This window comes from Pseudomonas sp. 86_A (genome assembly GCF_017491705.1).
Lineage (GTDB): Bacteria > Pseudomonadota > Gammaproteobacteria > Pseudomonadales > Pseudomonadaceae > Aquipseudomonas > Aquipseudomonas koreensis.
The window spans coordinates 310,780-335,566 of the sequence record NZ_JAFGYS010000006.1 but is presented as its reverse complement, the minus strand read 5'-3'; the positions used below and the strand labels follow the sequence as shown (position 1 = coordinate 335,566).

18 protein-coding genes and 1 tRNA gene are annotated in these 24,787 nt (G+C 58.6%); 11 read left to right on the top strand and 8 right to left on the bottom strand.

Annotation, left to right across the window (positions count from 1 at the left end):
• From J5M57_RS11860 to J5M57_RS11850, 3 genes are all read right to left on the bottom strand, one after another.
• Positions 1-1,349: TonB-dependent receptor (locus tag J5M57_RS11860; protein WP_243435642.1), on the bottom strand; the 1,349-nt coding region annotated here is incomplete at its 3' end.
• A gap of 162 nt (positions 1,350-1,511) precedes the next feature.
• Complete coding sequence (locus tag J5M57_RS11855) at positions 1,512-2,630, bottom strand: aryl-sulfate sulfotransferase (protein WP_207848441.1); 1,119 nt, start codon at positions 2,628-2,630, stop codon at positions 1,512-1,514.
• Positions 2,631-2,701: 71 nt separating this feature from the next.
• A complete protein-coding gene (locus tag J5M57_RS11850) occupies positions 2,702-3,682 on the bottom strand; it encodes an ABC transporter substrate-binding protein (protein ID WP_207848442.1) in 981 nt (326 codons plus the stop codon).
• 47 nt (positions 3,683-3,729) lie between these two features.
• On the opposite strand from J5M57_RS11850, the gene J5M57_RS11845 reads away from it, so the two are divergent.
• A complete protein-coding gene (locus J5M57_RS11845; RefSeq protein WP_207848597.1) occupies positions 3,730-4,839 on the top strand; it encodes a helix-turn-helix domain-containing protein in 1,110 nt (369 codons plus the stop codon).
• Positions 4,840-4,858: 19 nt separating this feature from the next.
• Here the strand turns inward: J5M57_RS11845 and J5M57_RS11840 are convergent, their stop codons facing one another.
• The 3 genes from J5M57_RS11840 to J5M57_RS11830 form a co-directional block, all read right to left on the bottom strand.
• The gene (locus J5M57_RS11840; protein ID WP_207848443.1) at positions 4,859-6,043 is read right to left on the bottom strand and encodes a DUF2252 family protein; all 1,185 of its coding nucleotides are present in this window, start codon (positions 6,041-6,043) and stop codon (positions 4,859-4,861) included.
• A 63-nt stretch (positions 6,044-6,106) separates the two neighbouring features.
• Complete coding sequence (locus J5M57_RS11835; protein ID WP_207848444.1) at positions 6,107-7,435, bottom strand: ATP-binding protein; 1,329 nt, start codon at positions 7,433-7,435, stop codon at positions 6,107-6,109.
• Positions 7,432-8,148: a response regulator gene (locus J5M57_RS11830; protein ID WP_064587576.1), complete on the bottom strand. Its 717-nt coding sequence runs from the start codon at positions 8,146-8,148 to the stop codon at positions 7,432-7,434. The genes J5M57_RS11835 and J5M57_RS11830 overlap by 4 nt, the downstream gene beginning before the upstream one ends.
• Before the next feature lie 157 nt (positions 8,149-8,305).
• Between J5M57_RS11830 and J5M57_RS11825 the strand changes: the two genes are divergently transcribed.
• Positions 8,306-8,623 carry a hypothetical protein gene (locus J5M57_RS11825; protein ID WP_083369090.1) on the top strand — a complete coding sequence of 106 codons (318 nt, stop codon included), beginning with the start codon at positions 8,306-8,308 and terminating at the stop codon, positions 8,621-8,623.
• Positions 8,624-8,812: 189 nt separating this feature from the next.
• Here J5M57_RS11825 and J5M57_RS11820 read toward each other — a convergent pair whose 3' ends face one another.
• A complete protein-coding gene (locus tag J5M57_RS11820; protein ID WP_207848445.1) occupies positions 8,813-9,436 on the bottom strand; it encodes a TetR/AcrR family transcriptional regulator in 624 nt (207 codons plus the stop codon).
• Between the two features lie 157 nt (positions 9,437-9,593).
• On the opposite strand from J5M57_RS11820, the gene J5M57_RS11815 reads away from it, so the two are divergent.
• From J5M57_RS11815 to J5M57_RS11775, 9 genes are all read left to right on the top strand, one after another.
• Positions 9,594-10,976 carry an aspartate aminotransferase family protein gene (locus J5M57_RS11815; protein ID WP_169841694.1) on the top strand — a complete coding sequence of 461 codons (1,383 nt, stop codon included), beginning with the start codon at positions 9,594-9,596 and terminating at the stop codon, positions 10,974-10,976.
• Positions 10,977-11,092: 116 nt separating this feature from the next.
• Entirely contained in the window at positions 11,093-12,385 is a 1,293-nt protein-coding gene (locus J5M57_RS11810; RefSeq protein ID WP_207848446.1) for an OprD family porin, read from the top strand.
• A 97-nt stretch (positions 12,386-12,482) separates the two neighbouring features.
• The gene (locus J5M57_RS11805; RefSeq protein ID WP_207848598.1) at positions 12,483-15,332 is read left to right on the top strand and encodes an ATP-binding protein; all 2,850 of its coding nucleotides are present in this window, start codon (positions 12,483-12,485) and stop codon (positions 15,330-15,332) included.
• Between the two features lie 67 nt (positions 15,333-15,399).
• Complete coding sequence (locus tag J5M57_RS11800; protein WP_207848447.1) at positions 15,400-18,618, top strand: hybrid sensor histidine kinase/response regulator; 3,219 nt, start codon at positions 15,400-15,402, stop codon at positions 18,616-18,618.
• 52 nt (positions 18,619-18,670) lie between these two features.
• On the top strand, positions 18,671-19,318 hold the full coding sequence (locus J5M57_RS11795; protein WP_207848448.1) for a response regulator: 648 nt from the start codon (positions 18,671-18,673) through the stop codon (positions 19,316-19,318).
• 120 nt (positions 19,319-19,438) lie between these two features.
• Positions 19,439-20,035, top strand: coding sequence for a fimbrial protein (locus J5M57_RS11790; protein WP_169841689.1), 597 nt, complete (start codon positions 19,439-19,441; stop codon positions 20,033-20,035).
• 71 nt (positions 20,036-20,106) lie between these two features.
• Positions 20,107-20,844 carry a molecular chaperone gene (locus tag J5M57_RS11785; protein ID WP_169841688.1) on the top strand — a complete coding sequence of 246 codons (738 nt, stop codon included), beginning with the start codon at positions 20,107-20,109 and terminating at the stop codon, positions 20,842-20,844.
• 199 nt (positions 20,845-21,043) lie between these two features.
• Positions 21,044-23,500 (top strand): fimbria/pilus outer membrane usher protein, encoded by a 2,457-nt coding sequence (locus J5M57_RS11780; protein WP_347709558.1) that lies wholly within the window; start codon positions 21,044-21,046, stop codon positions 23,498-23,500.
• Between the two features lie 84 nt (positions 23,501-23,584).
• Positions 23,585-24,595: a fimbrial protein gene (locus J5M57_RS11775; protein ID WP_169841686.1), complete on the top strand. Its 1,011-nt coding sequence runs from the start codon at positions 23,585-23,587 to the stop codon at positions 24,593-24,595.
• Between the two features lie 93 nt (positions 24,596-24,688).
• Here J5M57_RS11775 and J5M57_RS11770 read toward each other — a convergent pair.
• Positions 24,689-24,784, bottom strand: a tRNA-Sec gene (locus J5M57_RS11770).
• Between the last annotated feature and the right edge of the window lie 3 nt (positions 24,785-24,787).

Below are 24,787 nucleotides of genomic sequence, written 5' to 3'. Positions count from 1 at the left end.
GCCGCGCCGTTGACCGTGGCGCCACCGACCGGCGCGTTGCGTGTCACGTCCGCCAGTTTGCGTTCGTAGGTGCCCCGCACGCCAAGACTGAAGTCCAGCCGTGGCGTCAGGTGCCAGGTGCCCTGGGCGAAGGTGGCGAAACTGTCAGTGTCGACATTGCCATGCCCCACGCTGGTGACGTTGTTCAGCGCACCCTGCGGGGTGCCGTTCCACGTATCGGCCAAGGGGCCATAGTCGGTGAACACGGTATTGCGCATTTGCTGACGAAAATAATAGGCGCCCAACACGTAGTCAAAATGCTCACCCACTGGCGAGGCCAGCCGCAGCTCTTGGGAATATTGCTGGTCGCGGGCGGATTGCCCGACGTTGTGCATCACATCGACGTTCAACTCGTCGTCATTGCGCGGGCTGAAATCCCACCAGCGATAGGCGCTGATCGACGTCAGCGTGTAGCCACCGGCCAGATTCCAGTTCGCCTCCAGCGAGGTACCGCCCTGGAACACCTTGACGCTTTGGTCGGCATCCAGATTGACCCGGCGCCCGCTCACCAGTGTCGCGCCGACGGCTTTTGCCCGTTGTTCATAACGGTTGACGCCGTTGATGGTTGGCCCGGTGCTGAACAGCGAGCGGGTACCGGCGCTGGAGTCTTCTTCGTGATAGTCGGCCAGCCAGCGCAGATTGAAGTCCTCGTTGGGTTGGAACAGCAGTTGTCCACGCGCGCCTTGACGTACGCCGCCGCCCAGTGTGTGACCGTCGTACGCGTTTTTCACGTAGCCGTTTTCGTGCGTGCGATAGAGCGCGATGCGCCCGGCCAGCGTGTCGTTGAGCGGTCCGGAAAAACTCGCCTGATTTTGCGTGTAGCCGTCTTCGCCCACCGAAGTGGAGAGACTGCCCTGCGGTGTAAACGATGGTCGGCGTGTCGTGATATTCAGCACGCCGGCGGTGGTGTTCTTGCCGAACAAAGTGCCCTGCGGGCCGCGCAGCAACTCGATCTGCTCGACATCCAGCAAATCGAACACGGCCATGCCTGGACGACCGAGGTAGACATTGTCCAGGTAGACCCCGGCGCTGCCCTCCAGGCCATCGCTCGCGGGGTTGTTGCCCAGCCCGCGAATCGACAGGCTCGACTGCCGGGCATGCATGAACGCGACGTTGACGCTGGGCATTGCCTGTTGCAGATCCTGCAGGCGATACAGGCGTTGTTCCTCGAGAGTCTGGGCGCCGAGCACGCTCATCGCCGTGGGCACTTGCTGGGCATCCTCACTGCGGCGCCGGGCTTCGACCGTCACCGGTTGCAGGACATCGGCGCCGCTGGGCAAGTCATTGGCGGCTGCCGGCAACCCTGGCATCAGCGAGAACAGACCCAGTGCACCAGCATAAACATTGCGCGAATAAAGAAGATTCATCGGTGGTTCCTGAAGCGGCTTCAAGCCGCTTTTTTGAGAGGAGTCGATACTTCGCTGCGCGTGGCTGGCGTGAGCGTGATCGTTGCGAGGGATAACGGCGCGTGTTCAGTCACGCAGCCATGGCAGGTCTTCACGCTGATAGCGATGCGCGCGGAAAATGGCGTTGTTCTCGCCCGGCAGATAGCGTCGCGAAGGCGCATCGGGATAGCTGGCGAAGTGCGGATTGACGTACTCCCAAACCACTTCACCGGCCGGGGTGACTTCGAACAAGCGGCCGAAGTTGGCTTCGGTCACCAGCGTGTTGCCATTGTGCAGACGCTGCGCGCCGCCCATGAACGGGGTGAAAAACGCATAGCCCGGGGTATCGGCGTATTGCCATTCGATGCGCTGGGTGGCCGGATTGATTTCGACGATGCGTGAGTGCGGCATGCTCACATTCGGACGGAAGATGCCGTTGTCGAACACCAGCACGTTGCCGTTTTCCAGTTCACTCGGGCAGTGTTGCTGCGCGACCAGGTCGTGGCCCAGACGCCACAGCACCTCGCCGCTGCCGCGCTGCACGGCAATCACCGAAGACACACTGCGCAGACTGAGAAGCACTTTGCCGTCGCGGCCCGGGGTGACTGCATTGGTCATCGGCCAGTGATGGCGTTCAAAGCACTCGTGCAGCGGGTAATCCTCGGGACGCAGGTGTTCCCAACTGCGCCATTCCCAGACCACCTGCCCCTGACGATCGACTTCCTTGACCACGTCGGCGTAAATCACCCCGCCCGGCGCCTCGCTGCCGGGAATGCCACCGACCACCCGACGGGCCAGTTCCGCGCTCAACGGCTCGGCGGTGGTGTACAGCAGGTGACCGTTGTCCAGCCATTGCGCGTCGTGGTGATGCAGCAGATCGGTGTGCTCCCAGACCACCTCGCCTTCGGGGGTGACTTCGCTGAACGCACCGCCATGCCACACCGACCAGCCCGGGAACAGATCCGGCGAATCGGGGTGGTTGCCGTTGTAACCGAGGTTGCCGTTACGCAGGATTACCGCGTCACGGCCAGGGCGCTGCGGCAGTTTCCAGCGATGGACGACTTCGCCGTCCAGATCGATCAAAAACACATGGCCGTCCGCCGTTTGCGGGGCGAACAAGGTGTAGCCGCCGGCACTGCGGGCATGATCGACCGCAATCAGGCCGGTTTTCTGGCGTTTGAGGGTGGTGGTTTGCAATGCAGACATAGCTTTTCTCCAGGCGAATGAGCCCCGGCCGGCCGCACAGCAGTGCGGTCAACGAGGCATGAAAAATCGGTTTAAGGTGTCGGGAGCAGGCGGTTGAAGCGGTCGTCGAACATCTCTGCGACCTGCACCGCGCGCGGAATCAGGTGCTCGGCGGCAAACAGGTCCGCCAGGTGCTGCTGTGACGCGATGACTGATGGTTGAATCGCCACGTAACGCAGATCCTGACGCGCGAGCATCTCGCGCACCAGTGCGACCGGAAGCCGGGTGGTTTGCGCGAAAACCGCGGCCCAGTCTTCGGGGTGCGCGGTCGCCCAGTCCTGCGCGCGGGCGAGTCTGGTCAGCAGATCGCCCAGTTGCCCGGCACGCGCCGGATCGTCCAGCGCACGGCGGCTGGCGACGGTGAAATTCAACCCGGTTTCCGGCCAGGCGCTGCCGTCGAGCAGAATCCGTGCGCCGCGCGACGTGGCTTGGCCAACGAAGGGATACCACACCGACCAGGCCTCGAGGTTGCCGCTGGCGAAGGCATTTTGCGCATCCACCGGGCTGACGTAGGCAATGTTCACATCGCGCGCCGTCAGCCCAGCCTGATTGAGCGCAGCCAGCAATAAATAATGTCCGCTGGTGCCCTTGGCCACGGCAATCCGCTGGCCCTTGAGATCGGCCACGCTGCGGGCGTTGGAGCCTTCGGGCACCAACACTGCATTGTTGTTTTGCGCGCCGCTGGCCACGCCAATGATGCGCACGTCGTAGCCGCCGGCCTGGGCAAACACCGGCGGCGCGTTGCCGACCACACCGGCGTCGATCGCCCCGGCGCTCAGGGCTTCAAGCATCGTCGTCCCGGCCAGAAACGGATGCCAAGACAATGAATAGCCGAGGTTCTGGTCCTCTCCCGCCGCGTGCAACAACGCCTGAATCAGGCCGCTCTGATCGCCCATCTTCAGCGCCGCGTCGGCGGCCGACACCGGGTGCGCCAGTAATAGTGCGGCGCAGCACAGCAACGCGTTGAGGCGTCGGGTCAGCGGGTGCTTGGCAGCAGCAGGTTTTAGCGGCATTGTCGTGCTCTCACTTATGCATTGATTTCAGTATGTCGAGGCCCGCCGTGCCGCTCCATGCCAAACACCCCTCCTTTGCTGCCATGTCGGACACCTCGCCGCTGCCTGAGCGCACCGTGGTGGTGTTGGCGTTCGATGATCTGCTGTTACTCAACGCGGCCGGTCCGCTGGAAGTGTTTGCCGCGATTCCTCGGGTGCTGGCCGGGGACTTCATCGCCCACCCGCCCTATCGCTTGCTGGTGGCGTCGCCGCGAGGCGGTCAGGTCATGTCGATTTCAGGCATCAGCGTCACCACGTGCTCGCTCGAACAGATCGACCAACTGGCCCCGCTGATCGACACCTTGATCGTTGCCGGTGGCCCGGGCATGGCGGCGCTGGAGGCCGACCGGCCCGCCTGCGACTGGCTGCGCCAGCGCGCACCGCAAATTCGCCGTCTCTGCTCGATCGGTACCGGCAGCTTCGCGCTCGCCGCGGCCGGGCTGCTCGATGGCCGCAAAGTCGTGACCCACTGGAAATTCGCTGATGAGTTGCAGGCGCGCTACCCGGCCGTGCAGTGCCAGACCGATGCGCTCTATCTGCACGACTACAACCTCTGGACGTGTGGCGGCGCCACGGCGGGCATCGATCTGGCGCTCGGGCTGGTGGAACAGGACCTCGGCGCCCACGCGGCGTTGGCGCTGGCGCGCTATTTCACGGTGTTTTTGTGGCGCAGCGCTGAACAGCCGCAACTCAGTGCGTCACTCAATGCCCAGGCCAAGGCATTGCGCACCGATCCGGATGTGCGTCTGGCGCGTTTGCATGGCTGGATTGCCGCAAATCTGAACGGTGATTTACGCGTGGAACGGCTGGCCGAGCAGTTCGGCATGAGCCCGCGCCACTTTGCTCGCGCGTATGTCGCCGCCACCGGAGAAACACCCGCACAAGCGGTGGAGAATTTACGTCTGGAGGCCGCCACCTGGTTGCTCAAGACCACCCGCGAGCCGATCAAGAGGATCGCTGAAACCGTGGGGTTTGGTCGGGAAGAACGCATGCGCCGTGCGTTTCAAAAACAGCTTGGCCTCAGCCCGAACGCTTATCGCAGTCAGACGAATGCACCGCTTGCCGGGCCGCGCCAGACGAACACTGTGACGATCACCCTGGAAGGGCTGGCCCGGTAAGCGTTTGCCGATGTTGCGGTCAATGCTCCAGCGCATAACGCCGGCAATGCTCCAGATAGCCCTTCTCATGCTGACCAACCAACTGCACGACACTCGACCACAGCCACGACGGCGCATCCAGGGTCTTTGAACGACAGGCCTGCAGCTCGCGCATCCACGACGCCCGTGTGCTCAGGTCCATCTGCCGGGCATGCGCCAATCCCACCACGCGGGCCAGATACCCGGCGGCCAGCATCGCATCGGTCTGGCTCAATTGATCCAGTTCAAGTTTCATGTCCTGGGGCAGCAGTTCGCGGATAAAGAAACCATGCTCGAGCACCCGGGCCGCAACCATCCGGTTGCCTAGGCCCGGCGACAGACAGCGGGCGCCTTCGACCACCCGTTTGCCGTTGTCTCGGGGCATCGCCGCGCGAGCCACCCGTGGGGCGGCGGCAGCGACGGCTTCCTTGATGTCGAGCAAGCAATACTCCTGATCGTCGTCCTCACCGACACCCAGCAACACCGCATAACGCTTGAGCCCCAGCGAACTGCAGCCTTTGACCCAATAGGCCGAGTCGAGCATTTTCACCCGATCATCCTTCGAACGGCCCTTCAGTGACGTCACCAACGTGTGCAGGTCTGGCGTGCCGCACAGCGTCTTCAGCGCGCTGCGCTCTTCCCGTGACAATGACCAGAAGTGCTTGCCCAGCGGAATGGTCGGTTTGGTGCTCTCGATGCGTTCCTGGGCCAAGTGCTTCCAGGTGCGCTGCACCGCGCTGCGCATCCCGGCTTTCACTTGCGCCGGACGTGGCGGTTCTTTATCGACATCGTCTTCGAAGGCCTGCTCGTAACCGCGCATCATCTCTTCGAGCATGCGCGCCGTCGCCACGCCGGGCAGGTCCGAGCCACGGGCGGCGGTGGCCAGAGACAAGGCCAGGCGCACCAGATCATGCGCAGGGTTGCCGATCACAGTCTGGTCGAGGTCGCGGATGTGAATGTCGATCCGCCCTTTCAGGTCGCCGGTCGGCCCCAGATTGCCGGCGTGACAATCGCCGCAGATCCACACCGCCGGCCCTTGCGGCAGGCTGCGGCCCGGCTGGCTGTGCAGCCATTGATAAAACTGAACCGTGCTACCGCGCACATAAGCGTGCGCGGAGCGAGCCATTTTCAGATTGCGCAGCTGTGACAGCGGTTCAAGGCGTGCGGAGGGCCGTGGGGTTTTCATGGACGCTTCTTGCAGTGGATTGTGTCCTGTTGACCGCTCGTCGCCCGCAAATGTTTCAAAGTATTACAAAGGCAGTTCAACCCTGGCCTGCAACCCACCGCCACTGCGGTTGCTCAACGTCAGCTCCCCGCCCTGCTCACGCACGATGGCCCGCGCCGCCGACAACCCGAGCCCGACGCCGCCGGTTTCACGGTTGCGCGAGGTCTCGAGGCGGAAAAACGGGTCGAACACCCGCTGCAACGACGCTTCGGGAATCCCCGGGCCGTTGTCGCTGACGTCGATGCAGACGCTGTAGCCATCGCTGCTCAGGGCAATCGCCGGCTGCTGCGCATACTTCTCGGCGTTTTCCAGCAGATTGACGATCACGCGCTTGATCCCCAGCGGCCGGCCCTCGTACACCAGATGCGCCGGGCCCTGGAAATCGATGGCGATGTGCTGGTCGCGGTAGTCGTCGATGATCGTCTGCAGCAGCTCCGACAGGTCAAACGCGGTGGTTGACTCCGGCTGGGTGTCTTCACGAAAGAACGCCAGCGCGGCGTTGATCATCGACTGCATTTCTTCGATGTCGCGGATCAGTTTGCCTTGATGATCGAAATCTTCCATGAACTCGCTGCGCAGGCGCATCCGGGTCAGCGGTGCGCGCAAGTCGTGGGAAATCGACGCGAGCATGTGCGTGCGTTCGCTGATGTAGTGCTGAATCTGCGCCTGCATGGTGTTGAAGGCGATGATCGCCTGGCGGATCTCGTCCGGGCCTTCGACCTTGATCGGCGGCGCACGCAGATCGCCGCCAAAGCGGCGGGCAGCGCTGGCAAAGCGTTGCAGCGGGTGAGCCAGTTGCCGTGTGGCAAGCCAGGCCACCAGCACCGTGGCGATCAGGCCGAGGGCGATGATGATCGCGATGCGCGTGCCGACGTCCAGGCCCCAGGAGCGCTCGGGCGACGAAAACAACAGCCAGCTGGCATCCGGCAGCTGAATCAGCGCCGCGTAAAGAGCCGCCGGACTGCCGCTTGGCCAGTCACCGGGATTGAACACCCGAATGGGTCGATCATCGCCCAACAACTGGTGCAACACCGACGTCTCGCCGGCCATGAGCAGCGTGCCACTGGGTGGCAATCCGAGCTCGGCACGTTGCGCGCTCCACGTCACCTTCTGTTTCGGGCCGCTTGCCGCTTGCGCCAGTTGCGCGCGCAAAGGCGCGGGTGCGGCCTCGATCACCTTGACGGTGGCGGCAATCTGCTCCAGCAACCCGGTGCGTTCAATGGGCGGTCGCGCCCAGGTCCCTGCCACCTCCACGAACAGGAAATTGAGCGCCAGCGAAGCGAGCATGGCCGCGACAATGGTCAAGGCAATCCGCCGACTCAGTGGATCGCGCCGCAGGAATCGACGGATCACGAGCGCGTGACCGTGGCCGTGAACAGATAGCCGCCGTTGCGCACGGTGCGGATCAGGTCCGGGCGTTTGCTGTCCGGTTCGATCTTGCGGCGCAAGCGGCTGACCTGCACGTCGATGCTGCGATCAAAGGCGTCGTGGCCGTGACCGCGAGACAGGTCGATCAGTTGCTCGCGGGTAAGGATGCGCTGCGGGTGTTCAAGAAACACCACCAGCAGATCGAACTCGCCACCGGACAGCGGAATCATCACGTTGTCCGGGGAGCGCAGCTCGCGACAGGTGATGTCCAGATGCCAACCGGCGAAGGCGATCACCGGCCGCGACGGCTCGCTCCCCGGGTTGACCTGCTCACCGGCGCGACGCTGCACGGCACGCAGGCGGGCCAGCAGTTCACGCGGGGCAAACGGCTTGGTGACGTAGTCATCGGCGCCCAGTTCGAGGCCGACGATGCGATCGCTCAGCTCGCCCATGGCGGTCAGCATGATGATCGGAATGCCCATCTGCGCCCGCACTTTCTGGCACAGGCTCAGGCCCCCTTCGCCGGGCAGCATCAAGTCGAGAATGATCGTGTCCGGGCGCTGCTGCGCAATCGCCGCCCACATCGCTGCGCCGTCGGCGGCCACGTCGACTTCGTAGGCGTGCTGGACGAAGAACTTCTTCAGCAGGGCAAGAACTTCCACGTCGTCGTCGACGATCAGCAGTCTGCTCACGTTCATGGATCCTCGGGCCAAAAAGAACGCATCTAAAACTATTCTGGCGCCCGGGTCATTTATTTCAATCGAGCAATATTCCGTCATCTCGGACATCAAGCGGACATGCTGCGGCAAAACCCATCAGGCACCCTGCACGCCATCGACAACCGGGGGGCATTCAATGAGCGCATTGCACAACCGCTATACCGCCGAGGGGCACGACGCCCGCTATCCGTTGATTCTCAGCCAGCGCACCACGGCGCCTGAGCGCGACTCACCGCTGCTGTTTCAAGAGTTTTGCCTGGGTCTGGCGAACGACCAGAGCCGGATTGTCCTGCGCCGCTATTTCGAACAATACGGCCCGGCCGATTCGCAATGGGTGGAGTACGTGCATTCGATTCCAACCGCCGACCTCATCCACTGGATCATGACCCACGGCAAGCTGCACATCGAGTGCTCGGAGAACACTCCGCCGGCCGGGCAAGGATTCGCCCGATGAAGTGATCTTGGTCACTCCTGCGTCGCGCTTCGGCGCTATACATCCAGTTTTTTTGTGGCGAGGGAGCTTGCTCCCGCCCGACTGCACAGCAGTCCTTCTGAACAGCGGGGCCGCTTCGCGCCCCAGCGGGACGGTGCGGCGATCCGACAAGCTCCCTCGCCACGGGGTATGTGTTGGGTTTTCAGGGTTTCAAGCTTGCGCCTGCTGTTCGCTGCTCAAAATGCCATGGCAGATCAAGCCCAGAACACCGCGCATGTGTTCGGCATGTGCTGCCCTGTCCGGCTCAGGCTCGGTCGCCAGCCGGATGAACGCCATATTCGCGTACTGGTTGAACAACGTCGCCGCCACGTCCAGATCGACCGACGCACGCACCTTGCCCTGTGCCTGAAAATGCCCGAGCAGCGCCTTGGTTTCTTCGATCACCGCCGCATTCCACGGACTCAACGCCTGAGCCAGTTCGCCGGTCAGTAGAAACGGTGCCAGTTCACGCCACAGTGAGGCCGGCATCGCTTGCAGTTGGTAATCGGTCATCAAGCCCTCGAACTCGCACAACGCCTCCAGTGGATCGCTGTCGTCATCCAGATTGGCCCGGGCATCGCGCATCGCCTGCTCGTCCGGCTGCTTGAGCAACGCCAGCAAAATCTCCTGCTTGCCGCCGAAATAGTTGACCACCGTCGGCGCGGAAACCCCGGCCTGATTGGCGATCTGCTCCAGCGTGGTGGCGCCGAAGCCGTTGCTGATGAACAGCTCCAGCGCTGCCTGCGCGATGACTTCCCTGCGCTGTTCCTTTTGCCGTTCTCTGAGCCCGCTCATGGTGCTGGTGTCCTGACTTGCTGATGGACGCCAGCCTACGGATTTCTTTTTTTACCGACAAATATTTTCTTTACAAAAATATTTTTAAGTGACAAATATTGGCCGTGCCGCGCTGGAATGAACGCGCACTCACCCGCCCCATTTCTGGAGATCAGCCATGTCCGCCGAACTCGATCCGACCCGCAGCACCCGCGATTATCAGGCCGCCGACGCCGCCCACCACATTCACGCGTTCGTCGATCAGAAGGCGCTCAACGAGGAAGGCCCGCGGGTGATGGTCAGTGGTGATCGCCTGGCGCTGTGGGACAACGACGGCAATCGGTATCTGGACGGCATGTCCGGTCTGTGGTGCACCAACCTCGGCTACGGGCGCAAGGATCTCGCCGCCGCGGCAACGGCGCAGTTGCAACAATTGCCCTACTACAACATGTTCTTCCACACCACCCACCCGCAGGTGATCGAGCTCTCCGAGCTGCTGTTCAGCCTGCTGCCCCGGCACTACAGCCACGCGATCTACACCAACTCCGGCTCCGAAGCCAACGAAGTGCTGATCCGCACCGTGCGCAAGTTCTGGCAGGTGATGGGCCAGCCCGAGAAAAAAATCATGATCGGCCGCTGGAACGGCTACCACGGCTCGACCCTGGCCGCGACGGCGCTGGGCGGCATGAAGTTCATGCACGAAATGGGCGGCACCATTCCCGACGTGGCGCACATCGACGAGCCGTACTGGTTCGCCCACGAAGGCAATCTCAGCCCGGAAGAATTCGGCCTGCGCGCCGCACGGCAACTGGAAGACAAGATCCTCGAACTGGGCGCCGACAAGGTCGCCGCGTTCGTCGCCGAACCCTTCCAGGGCGCCGGCGGCATGATCATCCCGCCCGCTACCTACTGGCCGGAAATCCAGCGCATCTGCCGCCAATACGACGTGCTGCTGTGCGCCGACGAAGTCATCGGCGGTTTCGGCCGCACCGGCGAGTGGTTCGCGCATCAGGCCTTCGGTTTTGAACCCGACACCCTGTCCATCGCCAAAGGCCTGACCTCCGGCTACATCCCCATGGGCGGGCTGATCCTGTCGCGGCGCATGGCCGAGGCGCTGGTGGAAAAAGGCGGCGTATTCGCCCACGGCCTGACTTACTCCGGCCACCCGGTCGCGGCCGCCGTGGCGATTGCCAACCTCAAGGCCTTGCGCGATGAAGGCGTGGTCACGCAGGTGAAAAACGACACCGGACCTTACTTGCAGAACTGCCTGCGCGAAGTGTTCGGCAACCATCCGCTGGTGGGCGAGGTTCAGGGTGTCGGGCTGGTGGCCGCGTTGCAGTTCGCCGAAGACAAAGCCACCCGCAAGCGCTTTGCCAACGAGAACGATATCGCCTGGCGCTGCCGCACGATTGGCTTTGAGGAAGGTTTGATTATTCGCTCGACGTTGGGGCGGATGATCATGGCCCCGGCGTTGATCGCTACGCGGGCGGAACTGGATGAACTGGTCGACAAGACGCGCATCGCGGTGGATCGTACGGCGCGGGAGTATGGCCGCCTCTAACCCATATCCCCTGTAGAGGGAAATCAGGTATGCCTTGAACTCAGCACATCGGCTCAATCCAGCCCGGTTGATCTTGCCCATCATCAGAGACCTTCCCTGATTGTCGGTCCCTCACGATGGCTCCCTCAACACCACGCTTTGCGTTGTTGGCACTGCTTTGCGCAGCGACCGACAGTGCTTTGGCTAATGACTTCTTCGACGACGCCAAAACTGAAGGGCTCAGCCGCAACTTCTACCTGAGCAACGACTACCGCTCGCCCACTCCCGCCGGCAAAAACTATAAGCAGGAATGGGCTCAGGGTTTTATCGGCACGTTCACTTCCGGATACACGCCGGGCGATGTCGGCTTCGGCATCGATGCCCATGCTTTTCTTGGTCTTAAACTCGATGGTGGCAAAGGTCATTCCGGTACCGGCCTGTTGCCGGTCGACAGCAGTGGCCGCAGCGAGCCGGATTACTCCAGCGCTGGCGGCGCCTTCAAACTCAAGGTTTCGCGCACCACCCTGGCGTTCGGCGAAATGACCGTGGAAACGCCGGTCGTCGACACCTCCGATAAACGTCTGCAACCGGAGTACGCCACGGGTTTTCTGTTTAACAGCCGGGAAATCGACAACGTCAATCTGCAGGCCGGGTACTTCACCGCGTTCAAGAATCAGGACAGCACTTCCGGCAAAGGTGATTTCTACGGCTACGGTGCGAACACCGAACACGGCGCAATCAGTTTTGTCGGCGCCGACCTGTTCGCTGACCAGCCGTTGGGCGGCGCGCTGTATGCGTCCGAACTGACCGATACCTGGCATCAGTACTACGGCAATCTGCACTTCAAGCAATCAGGCGTGATGCTCGATGCCAACCTCTATCACACCCGCGATACAAAACAGGCGCTGGCCGGCGCGATCGACAACACAGCATTCAGTCTTTCCGGAAAATACGCCTTCGGTCCGCACGCCGTGATGCTCGGCTGGCAGCGAATCAATGGCGACACGCCGTTCGATTTCGTCGGCGGCGACTCGATCTACCTCTCCAACTCGATCAAATACGCCGACTTCAACGGCGCCGGTGAACGCTCCTGGCAAGCACGCTACGACCTTGACCTGGGCGCGTTCGGCATCCCCGGCCTCACCTTCATGACCCGCTACGTTTCCGGCAGCCACATCGACGGCACCCACGCCCCCAAGGGGGGCGCCTACAACCCGTTTAACACCGACAGTGGCGAATACCAGCCGCAACAAGGTGACGGCGGCAAGCACTGGGAGCGCGACGTAGATTTGAAGTACATCGTGCAATCGGGTGCGGCGAAGGATTTGTCGGTGCAGGTATCGCATGTTTCGCACCGGGCCAATGAAGCGCAGGCAGGCGATGATATTGACCGGATCTATGTGGTGGTTCAGTACCCGTTGGGGTTCTGAAACAGTCGACCGCCAGTGTGGGTGAAGAGGCTCACAAAGACGCGACTTTAAGAATCGTCTTATGCCCCGCGGATGGCACAGTCCTTACATTGGGGTGATGAGACTCAAAAGTTACCTGCATCAGATCAACCCGTTCTTATCCAGTCCCGAAGCAGCCCGCCGGCTGCTTCGTTTGTTTGCGCTGGTCCTGATGGCCGGTATCCTCAGCGCCTCGTACAACTTCTTGCGTTCCACCCTCGCCAACGATATTTCCCAGCGCCGCAGCTACATGAGCAGCGCGGTCGCAGAGGCGCAGACATTTTTTACCAGCCGCGAGTCCTTGCTTGAGAGCTTGGGGCTCTCAGCCGTATGCAAGCCGATGATGGCCACCCCACTCTCCTACTCGCCGTCGATTGAGGACCATTCCGTTCAATTGGGCATTTCCGGCGGCGCTCAGTGGACCCTCTGGCTGACACGCAGAATGCTGGATTACATGCAGCGCAATCAGTTGAATCTGATTTACGTTTCCGCCGAAGCGAATCCGCAGGTGAATCGGCTGTATACCGCCAGTACGAATCTTCCGCGGCTTCCCCGGTCGATCCTGGATCAACTTTCCGCATTGAATGACCAATTACCGGAACGGGATCAGGAGTTGTGGTTGACCGATCAAGCGGCGACCGCTTCGCAGTTGTACATCTTCATCCGTCTGGACGATGGCGTGAAAAACTCAGGCTGGCTGGGGCTGGAAATGGACGGCGCAGAAATCTCCGCTGCCCTGAACGATCAAAGTGCCGGCACGTTCATGATGCTCAACTCCCAAGGTTCCCTGTTGTTTGCCAACACCCCAGCGCACCGACTCGGCGAGGCGTTGAGCCGATCGCATGAGAACAACTACTTCGGTTTTGTCGGTAGCGGCTGGCTTCCCGATCATCTGGTGATCCGCAAACAGTTGAAGTCCACGGACTGGCAATTGGTGTACTCGTTCGACTTGCTGGATCTGCTGAAGGCACTGATGCCACAACTGCTCGCAGCATTGGCGTTCTGCCTGGCAAGCATGATTTTGATCTGGCTATTGATTCGTCGGGTCGAGCACAGGTTTATTACACCGGCACTCAACCGCTTGCAGGCACTGATCGAGAGCGAAGCATTCAGCCGTGACGTGATTCAAACCGCGCCCGTCGCCCTTTGCGTGCTGCGGCGCACCGACGGCCAGGTGATGCTCGAAAACACCCTGTCCGAGCGATGGCTGGGCAATGGTATTGAGCGCGAAATGCTCTGCAAAAGCTGGATCGAGCAAGCATTCGATACGACACAACCCAATCGCAGTGACTATTTTTCCACCGTCGACGGCCGCCACCTTTATTTGAGCAGCGCACCGACTCGCTACAAAAGTGAAGACGTGCTGTTCTGCGCGTTCAGCGATATCAGTGCGCGCAAGCAGGTCGAGGCGGCGCTTGAAGAGGCGCGCCGATTGGCTGATGCGGCGAATGAAGCCAAAACCCTGTTTCTGGCAACCATGAGCCACGAAATCCGCACCCCACTGTATGGCGTGCTGGGCACACTGGAACTCTTGGGCCGGACTCGGCTGGACAGCCAACAGAAAGGGTATCTGCGTGCCATCGAAGGTTCCTCCGCGACCTTGCTGCAATTGATCTGCGATGTCCTGGACGTATCGAAGATCGAGGCCGGGCAACTGGCCCTGGAACTGCACGAGTTTGCCCCGACGGAATTGGTATACGAGGCCATTCAGGGGTACGCCGCGGCGGCGCAGAGCAAAGGTGTCCAGTTGTATGCGTGCATGGACCCGCAAATGCCCGAGCGATTGATTGGCGACGTTACACGTATCCGGCAGATTTTGAATAATCTGCTGAGCAACGCAGTCAAGTTCACTGATTCAGGGCGGGTGGTTTTGCGGGTCAGACTACTCGACTGCGCTGACGAAAAAGCACAGGTGGCGTGGCAAGTGACAGATACCGGCCGTGGTATTTCCCGGGATGACCAGGCCCATATCTTCGAGCCGTTCTACCAGACTGAAGGCAATACCAATGTCGTTGCCGGAACCGGTCTGGGCCTGCCGATCTGCAAACGCCTGACGCAGTTGATGAATGGCACACTGCGCATGGTGAGCGAAAAGGGACTGGGCAGCAGTTTTACGCTGACGTTGCCACTCGACATCGTCACCCGATCGTTGCCGGCAACCCATTGCCTGCTACCGAACACAATCTACGTGGCGTCTGCGGTGCGAGAGCTGAACGAGTCCATCGCGGGCTGGTTGCGTCGGTGGGGGGCGCGGGCTCAGGTGGCGCCCCTTGGAAACACCACGGCGGCGCGTGGCAGCCTGTTGATCGAATTGCATGCAGGTGATGTTGAACAACGTCTGATGCCGAATTGGTGCGGCCCACTTATAATCGCCACCGCCAACCTGCGCAATACGCCTGCATCGCAGCCCGAATGCCGATACGTCAACGTCAGCCACCTGTATGCCATTCACCAGGCTGTCAGCCAGGCACAGGGCTTGTGGGTCGACCAGACCACACAAAGCTTGACGACCAGCGCCTTGAAAAAACTCAATCTGCATCTCTTGGTTGCAGAAGACAATGACATCAACCAACTGATTCTTCGTGATCAACTCGAAGAACTCGGTTGCTCGGTGGAGTTGGCCTGCAACGGAGAAGAAGCCCTGGCACTCTGGAAAACCGGCACCTTCGATGTTGTGCTCAGTGATGTAAACATGCCGAAACTCAACGGCTACGAGTTGGCAAAAGAATTACGACGTCTAGGCTATGTACAGCCCATCATCGGCGCGACGGCCAATGCCATGCGTGGCGAAGAAGCGTTGTGCCTTGAGGCAGGAATGGACCACTGCCTGGTCAAGCCGTTTGCATTACGAGCGCTGTTCAATTGCTTGCTGCCCTATGGTCGGGCAGCCCCGCAAAACGCTACGGTGCAGCCGAGCTCAAACCAATGACAGAAGGAGCCTGGAGACAAGATGCCCGTTAACGAGGCACCTGCATGCCCTTTGGAAATGACCGAACATGAAACACAACCCCTCCTTGCTTGAAAACCTTTCTCGAAGTTCCATGCGCCTGAACAAGGGGCTGCTGGTGTTGTTGGGCATTGCCATCCTGTTGGTGGGATTCAGCTATTGGGCTTTCCAGCGCTTGCTCAGGGAACAAAATGACACCGTGCGATTTCACTTCGCACGTTTGATGGAGAACGTGCAGCGCCATGAAGCATTTCTGCGTGAGGTAGCGCAGCAAAGTGTAAGAGGGGAAATGTTCTACAAGGGCTTGAATGCACGTTACAGCGCCAGACAGCTGGCAACCGAAGGCCCGAATATTTACGAAGGCTATGAGTTTCCCTATTCCGTTCCTTTCGGCTTGAGTTTCAACCACCAGAAACTCAAGGAAAGTGAACTGCCTAAAGTGTTCACCCTCGGCGTCCACCTTTCAAGTCTGTACAGCGCTTTTTGGTCGACGTCGCACTACCAGTCGCCGCAGATCTTCTTGTACAACGACAATGACAATTTCGACATCACCGTTCCATCCAATGGCGTTCTGCACGCCGGCACAAAAGAAAGTGAGGAACCGCTCAACACGATCGTCGCCCGCGTGGCCCGACATCTCAAAGTGAAGAACAACGGACTCGCCGATGGTCGGGTGCACTGGGAAGCCTACAACGTGCCCGACGATTACCCGCGCTCAACCGAAATGCTCGCCTATATCAATATTCAGCTTGATCCCGACGAACTGAAAATCCATGGCACCAGTGAGTCGAGCGTGGTGGCGTCGCTATTGAACATGAACCAGGTCAATGATGTTGAACGCATCATGGAATGGTCGATTTACGACAGTTTCACCCTGATAACCCCCGACGGGCGTGCGGTCATCGGCTCAATCAATGCCGATCAAACACTGCATGAAGGTCTGAACATCAATCGCAATGGCATGGTGTTCAAGGTCGTGGCCAAAACCGAGCAACCCTGGACAGCCATTTACACCATCAGCTTCAAAAGTTACTTCGGGCAACTGATGTGGCCATTGGTCGGTCTGCTGATGTTGTTACTGGGCGGTGCGGGTATCAGTTGGATGATCAGTCGCTGGTACAGGATTCGCGTCGTCCAGCCAGCCGAAAAAGCGCATCAAAGCATCACCGAAAGCGAAGCGTTCAGCCGTGCGGTGATCGATACCGCCCCTACCGGGTTGTGTGTGGTGCGGCGCACCGATTTCAAAGTGCTGCTGGAAAACCAGCGCGCCCAGCAGTGGCAAGGCACCGCAAAACTGGTGGCGGTACTGGACCGCCATCACGATCTGGCGGATATCGGCGAAACGCGCCTGGACATCGAAGGCCGGCACTTGCATGTGGGCTTCATTTCGACCCGCTATCAAGGGCAGGACGTACTGCTTTGCGCGTTCAATGACATCACGCGCCACGTCGAGGACGCCCTGGCCCTGGAAAAGGCTCGGCGTACCGCCGATTTGGCGAACCAGGCCAAGACCCGGTTCCTGGCGACCATGAGCCACGAAATCCGCACCCCGCTCTACGGCGTTCTGGGCACGCTTGAGTTACTTGGCATGACCAGCCTCAGCGCACATCAAGAGGACTATCTACAAACTATTCAACGCTCATCGACCACGTTGTTTCAGTTGATCAGCGATGTGCTGGACGTTTCCAAGATCGAGTCCGGACAAATGCTGATCGAGTCCATCGGTTTTTGCCCCCTGCAACTGATCGAGGACACGCTGCACACCTATGCCGCATTCGCCCAGCGCAAGGGGCTGTTGCTCTGTGCATGCACCGACCCGGCCCTGCCCAATCGGTTGCAGGGTGACCCGGTGCGTATCCGCCAGATCCTCAACAATCTGGTGAGCAACGCGATCAAATTCACCGATTCAGGCCGGGTTGTCCTGCGCACTCGGGTGCTGGCCAACGACCTGGATCAAGTCTCGCTGCAATGGCAAGTCTGCGACACCGGAATAGGTATCGCCCAGGCACAACAAGCACAGCTGTTCACGCCGTTTTTTCAGGTACGCGACGCCTCCAGCGAGGCCGGGGCCGGTTTGGGGCTGGCGATCTGTCAACGACTCTGCGCAATGATGGATGGCAAGTTGACTGTCATCAGCGAGCCGGGGCTTGGCAGCAGTTTTTCGCTGGACCTGAGGCTCAAGGGACTGCCCGGCGAATTGACCGATTGCATGGATATCACGCCAAGCCCGGCGACTGTCCTTGTTCGCGCCCCAGTACCTGAACTGGCAGAAAACGTCTGCGATTGGCTCAAGCGTTTCGGACTGACAGCCCGCCCATTCAGCGATAACCTGACTGTTGAGCCTGGCGCGGTGCTGGTCGACATTCTTCCATCCGACAACGTCGCGGCCTGGCAGGGCTCGCGGATTGTCTGCCGGATAAACGGCCTTGATCAGCCTGAAACGATCGACACGCCAGATGTCGATTTGTATGACATCCGAGCGATTGCCCGGGCGGTCAGTCTTGTACAAAAAGGCAAGGCGGTAAACGCAACCGAACTGACACGCCCTGCCCAGACACCGCTTGAGTTGCGGATTCTGGTCGCCGAAGACAATCCGATCAACCAGGCGATCATCAAAGAACAACTGGAAGCACTGGGCTGTAGTGTCTGCGTTGCAGCCAACGGCGAGCAAGCGTTGGAACGGTGGCGCGAGCAGGCTTTTGATCTGGTGTTGACTGACGTCAACATGCCCGTGATGAACGGTTATGAACTGGCCAAGGCACTGCGGGAAATGGACTTGCGTACCCCCATTATCGGTGTAACGGCAAACGCAATGCGTGAAGAAGGCACGCGCTGCCTTGAGGTCGGGATGAATGCCTGGATTGTAAAACCGTTGAGCCTCAAAACATTGCGCGAGCAGTTGCTCGGATTTTGCTCGTTGCCGGTTGAAGCGGCGTCAGTCGCTGAGGTCTCGACTTCTGTTCAATCCGAGTTTTTTGATGACAATGTGGTGCTTTCACCGCGAATGCGCGACATCTTTTCCGTGACCATGCGCGAGGACATGGCACGGCTCAATTCAGCCCTGGACAGCCTTGACATGCTGGGTGTGGCGCAAAGGCTTCACAGCATTGCAGGTGCCATGGGGGCCGTACAGGCGGGCGAGCTGGCTCATGCTTGCACCGAGTTGGAGTGCCGATTGTCATCAGGCGCAGTCACCGCGACATTGCTGGCAGATGTCGGGCAAATGGTGCTGCGCATTCAGAACCTGCTCGACAAGGTTTCCCCTTGAACGACTCACATGCAGTTCCCTCATTGATACACGTGTCCACGGGTTGGTTTTCATGAAAAAGTTGAACGTAGTCATTGCTGACGATCACCCGATCGTCCTGCTCGGAGTACGCGAACTGGTCGAGCGCGATGGTCGCTTTTGCGTGGTAGGCGAAGCGGTCTGCTCACAAGGATTGATCGACCTGCTCAACCTCCATTCGGTAGACATCGTCATCACCGACTACAACATGCCCGCCGACTCGCCCTATGGCGATGGCCTGAAACTGGTCGAATATCTACAGCGACACTTCCCTGCGGTACAGGTGCTGGTACTGACCATGCTGTCCAATCAACTGATACTCACGCGTTTGCATGAGTTGGGTGTGGCCGGCGTGATTCAAAAGAGTCAATTGCACAATGAGATTCAATTGGCCCTCGAAACCATTGCCCGCAACGGCCAGTACCTCAGCCAGCAACCCGCACCGCAGTCTGTCATCAAGTCCAACGCCGATATCCAACAGCGATTTTCAATGCTGTCGCCAAAGGAGTTCGAGATTCTGCGGCTGTTTGTGTCAGGAAAAAGCGTCAGTGATATCGCCCGCAGTCAGAATCGCAGTACCAAAACAGTCAGCGCGCAGAAGATATCGGCCATGCGCAAACTGGAAGTTTCAAGCGACCAGGATTTGTTGGCTTACTGTCACGCACTTAATGTTTTTAACTAGAAGGCATTGCAACAGCTGCGATGATTAAGATTCGTCTGATGTCCTCGAAAGTGCTCGCTGATTATCTTGCTCATGCAATTTCTTTCAGCACATTTCACTTTCATATAAATGGACATCATGATGAAAAAATTTTCCCTTGCTCTTCTTGCTTGCGCAGTACTGAGTGCTTCGTGCAACGCGCTCGCAGAAGATCCAGTAAAACCAACACAGGGTGGCAGCGGCCAAATCAGCTTTACTGGAGTAATCAACAACGATGCCTGCTCCGTCGACGGCAGCGATGCCAATCGAGTGATCGCCGTCAATATGGGCGATGTTTCGATCAAAGACATGGGCACTGCTGCTAACCCGGCTGGCGGGCGTGTCGCCGGTAACCACTTCAACCTCAACGTCAACTGCAACAAAGGCACCAAAGTCGCGATGGTCTTCGATCCGAGCAGCGGCGGCTCCGGTTTTGTCCCTGACGACAAAAAATTGCTGGCACTGACCCCTGGCAACGGCACGGCAACCAACGTCGGTATCGCGTTGCTGGACAGTAACGGCGTGCAAATCGACCTGAGCAAGGACGCTCGTATCGTAGCCGGCATGCATGGCACTGGCTCAGCTGGTGGCGACAGCACACTGAGCTTTTCTGCCGCCTACGTCACCACAGGCGCGGAAGGTAGCGCAACTGCCGGTCGTGGCGACGCCACCCTGCCCTTCATTCTTGAATACGAATAAGTCCCTGGCGCCTGCCTGAGTTCGTGCGAGGCCTCGGCCTCGCCTTTTATATTGAAACAGCGGTAACCACTATGTTGCGTCAATTCATTTTCGCCTTCCTGGCACTGCTGGTGAGTGCACAGGCATTGGGTAGTATTTCCTTGAGTGCCACGCGAGTGGTGTTTGATGGGGCTCATAAAGAAGCCAATATCACCGTGCGCAACGGCAACCAGGATGCGCTGATTCAATCTTGGATCGACCGGGAAGACACCAGTGATAAAGCGACCCCGTTCGCCGTAACACCGCCATTGGCCCGTGTATTTGCCAAAGAACAACAACTTCTTCGCATTCTTTACGAAGGCCAAGGCATGCCAACAGATAAAGAATCGGTGGTCTGGCTTAATGTCCAGGAGATCCCGCAAGCGTCCAAAACTGCCAATACCTTGCAATTGGCCGTGCGCCAACGGATCAAGGTTTTTTTCCGTCCCCCTGGCCTGCCCGGCGACCCAATCCTGGCGCCGACTCAATTGCAGTGGCAAGTCACACAAGAAAACGGCAATGCCGTTCTTATTGTAAAAAACCCCGGTGCGTACCACGTATCAATGGCGGATCTGGCACTTCGGGATTCGAAAGGAAGTGAATTTGCACTGGAAACGAAGATGGTCGGACCGGGAACGGAAGCCAGGTTTTCGCTGAGCCGCTTCCCATCCGCCAGTCCCCCGGTGCGCCTGACTTTTTCCAGCATCAATGACTACGGGGCGATGAGTCATTACCAGGCGTCGCTGATCAACGGCCAAGCCGTCAACGCCGAACCGACTGAATCCAAGTAACACGTCCTTGCGCAAGCACCTTTAAACCAGGTGCTCGCTTGCGCTCGGCCAGCGATTGAGTTGTGAGCGCCGATACAGGTTTTATTGCATGCCATTTTCCACTCTAAACAAAACCGGAAGTTGTTCAGGGAAGCCCGCGTGCAATTCATATGCGCTCAAGGCATTTGATTCGACACCATTCAATGCGCTGGCATTGGCCATTTTCATTGGCCTGCCCACTCTCGTTCTGGGCGCGGATGAAGATTTGCAACTGGACGATTACAACACCACGTTCCTGCAAGGTGCGCAGTCCAATGTCGACCTCAAGCTGCTATTGGCAGCCGACAGCGTGGTGCCTGGCAATTATCGGGTCGATCTTTACAGCAATGAAGTGCTGGTCGGTCGGCGCGATATCGATTTCATGCGCAACGCTATCAATGGTCGGGTTGAACCGTGCCTGACGTTCGATCTGCTCAAACAACTGGGCATCGATCTGAATAAACTTCAGGCGCAGGGCACGTTCAACCCGGACGAGCCGCAAGCCTGCTATGACTTACCCGGCATGATTGATCAGGCCAGCGTGCGTTACGACGCGAGTCACCTGCGCCTGGCCGTCAGCGTGCCGCAGATGTCGATGGAGAAAGGCCTTCGCGGCTATGTCGCTCCCGAGTTGTGGGACGAAGGCGTGTCAGCGGCGTTCATCAACTACCAACTCAACACCAATCGCAATGCTGGCGATTACGGCGTCAAGATTTCCAACAACCTGGGGCTGCGCAACGGCATCAACCTCGCTGGCTGGCGCCTGCGCAATGAATCCAACTTCAGCACCGGCACCGGACGCCCGAATACCTTCACCAGCAATCGCACCTACCTGCAGCATGACGTCACGGCGATCAAGGGCCAGTTCAGTGCGGGCGATATCTTTTCTGATCCTGATCTGTTCGACAGCGTGCGCTATCGTGGCCTGAAACTGGCGTCAGACGAAGGCATGCGTGCTGACAGCGAACGCGGCTATGCCCCGGTCATTCGGGGTGTAGCGCAGACGAGTGCGAAGGTGGAAATCCGCCAGAACGACTACATCCTTTACACCAGTAACGTGCCGCCGGGGCCGTTCGAGATCAGCGACATTTACCCCAGTGGCTCCAACGGCGATCTGGAAATCACCGTCATCGAAGCCGACGGTACCCGTCACGTCACCCGACAGGCGTTCTCCGCACTTCCGATTATGGTGCGTGAAGGTCAATTGAAGTACAGCGTCTCGGCCGGTGAATACAGCAGCCACACCGAGGGTGAGAAAAACCCGCAATTGGTCAGCGGCACACTGGCGTACGGCCTCACCAGCAATTTGACCGGCATCGCCGGTGTTCAGGTCAGTGATGGCTACAAAGCGCTGGGCTTGGGTATGGGTAAAAACACCTCATTGGGCGCGGTTTCACTGGATATGACCCACTCCACCAGCGAGGTTGGCGGCGTAACCACCGAAGGTGACAGCGTGCGTGCCCTCTATGCGAAAACGTTCACGGGCACCAACACCAGCTTCACCCTGGCGGCCTACCGCTATTCAACCGAGGGTTTTCGTACCCTGACCGAACACGTACAGGCCATCAGTGATGACGGCGCGCGCAGCAGCGGCAGCTCGAAAACCCGCACCGACTTGACCATTAACCAAAGCCTTGGCCGGGATCAACAGCTAGGCAACCTCTATCTGACGGCGAGCGATCAACGCTATTGGAATCGTGGCGGTTCGCGGAGCGTTTCCGCGGGCTACAGCAATAACTGGGGCGACCTGAATTACAACTTCGGCGCCACGCGTACCCAGGATCAGGGCTATTACGGTTCGACCAGCAATGACACCCAAATGAGCCTGTCAATCTCGTTTCCGCTGGGTAGAAAAATTCGCGCGCCTCGCGCTTTCATGACCACTACCCGTCAGAAAAACAACAGCAGCACGCAGGCCGGTATCAACGGTTATGTCTCGGAAACCGGTGATACCTTCTACTCCGTACAGGCCGGGAATAGCTCCAGCGGCGGAAATTCAGGTTCGTTCAATCTCAACACCCGCACATCAGTGGGCGACTTGAGCCTGGGCTACAGCGAGGGCCGTGGTTATAAATCACAAAGCCTTAATGCATCAGGATCGGTTGTGGCCCATGCCGGCGGCATAAACCTTGGCCAGACGGTGGGCGAAACCTTCGCCCTGGTTGAAGTGCCGGGGGTCAAGGACGCCAAAATCAGCAGCTACAGCGGTGTGACCACCGGCCGAAATGGCTATGCGGTGATCCCCAGTGCGCAACCCTATCGGGTCAACTGGATCACCCTGGACACCCGCGACCTCGGTGCCGATCTCGAAATCGACAACGCCAGCCAACAACGCGTGCCGCGCCGTGGTGCGGTGGTCAAGGCACGTTATGCCGGCAAGACCGGCCGGCGCGTGCAATTTGAACTGTTCGACGCGCAGAAACAGCCGTTACCGTTTGGCGCAGTACTTGAGGACAGCGAAGGTAAACAACTGTCGCTCAGTGATCCGAGTGGGAAAGCGTTGGCATTGATGGAGAAAGAGCAAGGCGTGATCAATATAAAATGGGGCGAAAAACAATGCCAGGTGTCTTATGTATTACCTGTGCAGGACAAAAGCCGAAACTATGACACTTACCCGCTTTATTGTTTACCTGAGTGACAGCATAAATTATAGCGGGAGGGGCACACGAATTGCCGCAAAACACTCTAATTGCAGAACACTCCTAAATCAATGATGAAAATGATGAAAAAAAACAAATACGCTGTAGCTTTAATGACATTTACGACTTGGATTATCTTAATGAAAATGTCGCCAGCCTATGGTTTTGACTTTTGTTCAGGCCCTTTCAACCCAGTGACCGTAAATTTCAACGGACCGTCCATACTAGGTGTACCTAGCGACACACCAATAGGTGAGGAAATTTATAGCGAGGAGTCCGTTATTCCTTCACTGGTTGTTTTCTCGTGTATGCGTGCCAGCTTTAATCTTTGGTTAACACCTGACAGCACAATAGGTCCGAACCCCGCTGGCGCCAATCTTTTTGTGATTGATGGGACGGGTGTTTCTTATAAAGTCCAAATTTTAGGAAGCAATATTACTAATATACCAATTCCATCGAAAGGAGCCGCTTTAAAAATCCCTCCCCCTCCATTTTTAGATGTAGATTACTTCCTCGGAAGATACGGAGAACGTTTACGAATGACGCTAATCAAAACTGGCAACAAAGCGGGAACTGTCAAACTCCCAGCCGGAGTCTACGGAAAAATAGATTTTGGTAATAGCAGCACTAATACAATCCTGAAGATAAACCTTAAAAAAGAGATACCCGCCCAACTTCTTTCATGTACCACTCCCGACGTTTTGGTTTCGATGGGAGAAGACTATGGCACCAGTGAATTTTCTGCTGACTGGGCGCAGTCCAAGCCTGTTCCATTCTCGATAAAACTTTTAAATTGTCCGCCTGGAATCAAGAAAATCACCTACAAACTTATCTCTAACACTCCTGCCATTGATGCTGAAACCGGCATAGTTTCACTGAACAAAAACTCAACTGCAAAACAAGTCGGCCTGCGAATAATGACGCAGGGAGGAAGCGGCCTGCCGCTAAATGCCGTGCATACTTACACGGGTTACAACGGTACTAAAGGAGATTATGAAATCCCCCTGTCTGCAGCATATGTACATCTTCCAGGCGGCGCAGTCTCGCCCGGCACCGCAAATAGCGAATTGACCATGGCGATAAGTTATCTCTAGTCTGCCGGGCATGCGCTTGAATGTGTCCACTGATGTTTTTGTTCAGGCCTCTCAATCAGCGATGTGATTTGCATTGAGAAGGATCTTTTCAAATGGCGGAAGGCAGCCGGAGTCGAACCTGCCCGGGAACGGATGCCGTCCCCAACCGGGTTTGAAGCCCGGCCGCGCCACCGGGCGCGATTGCCTTCCTTT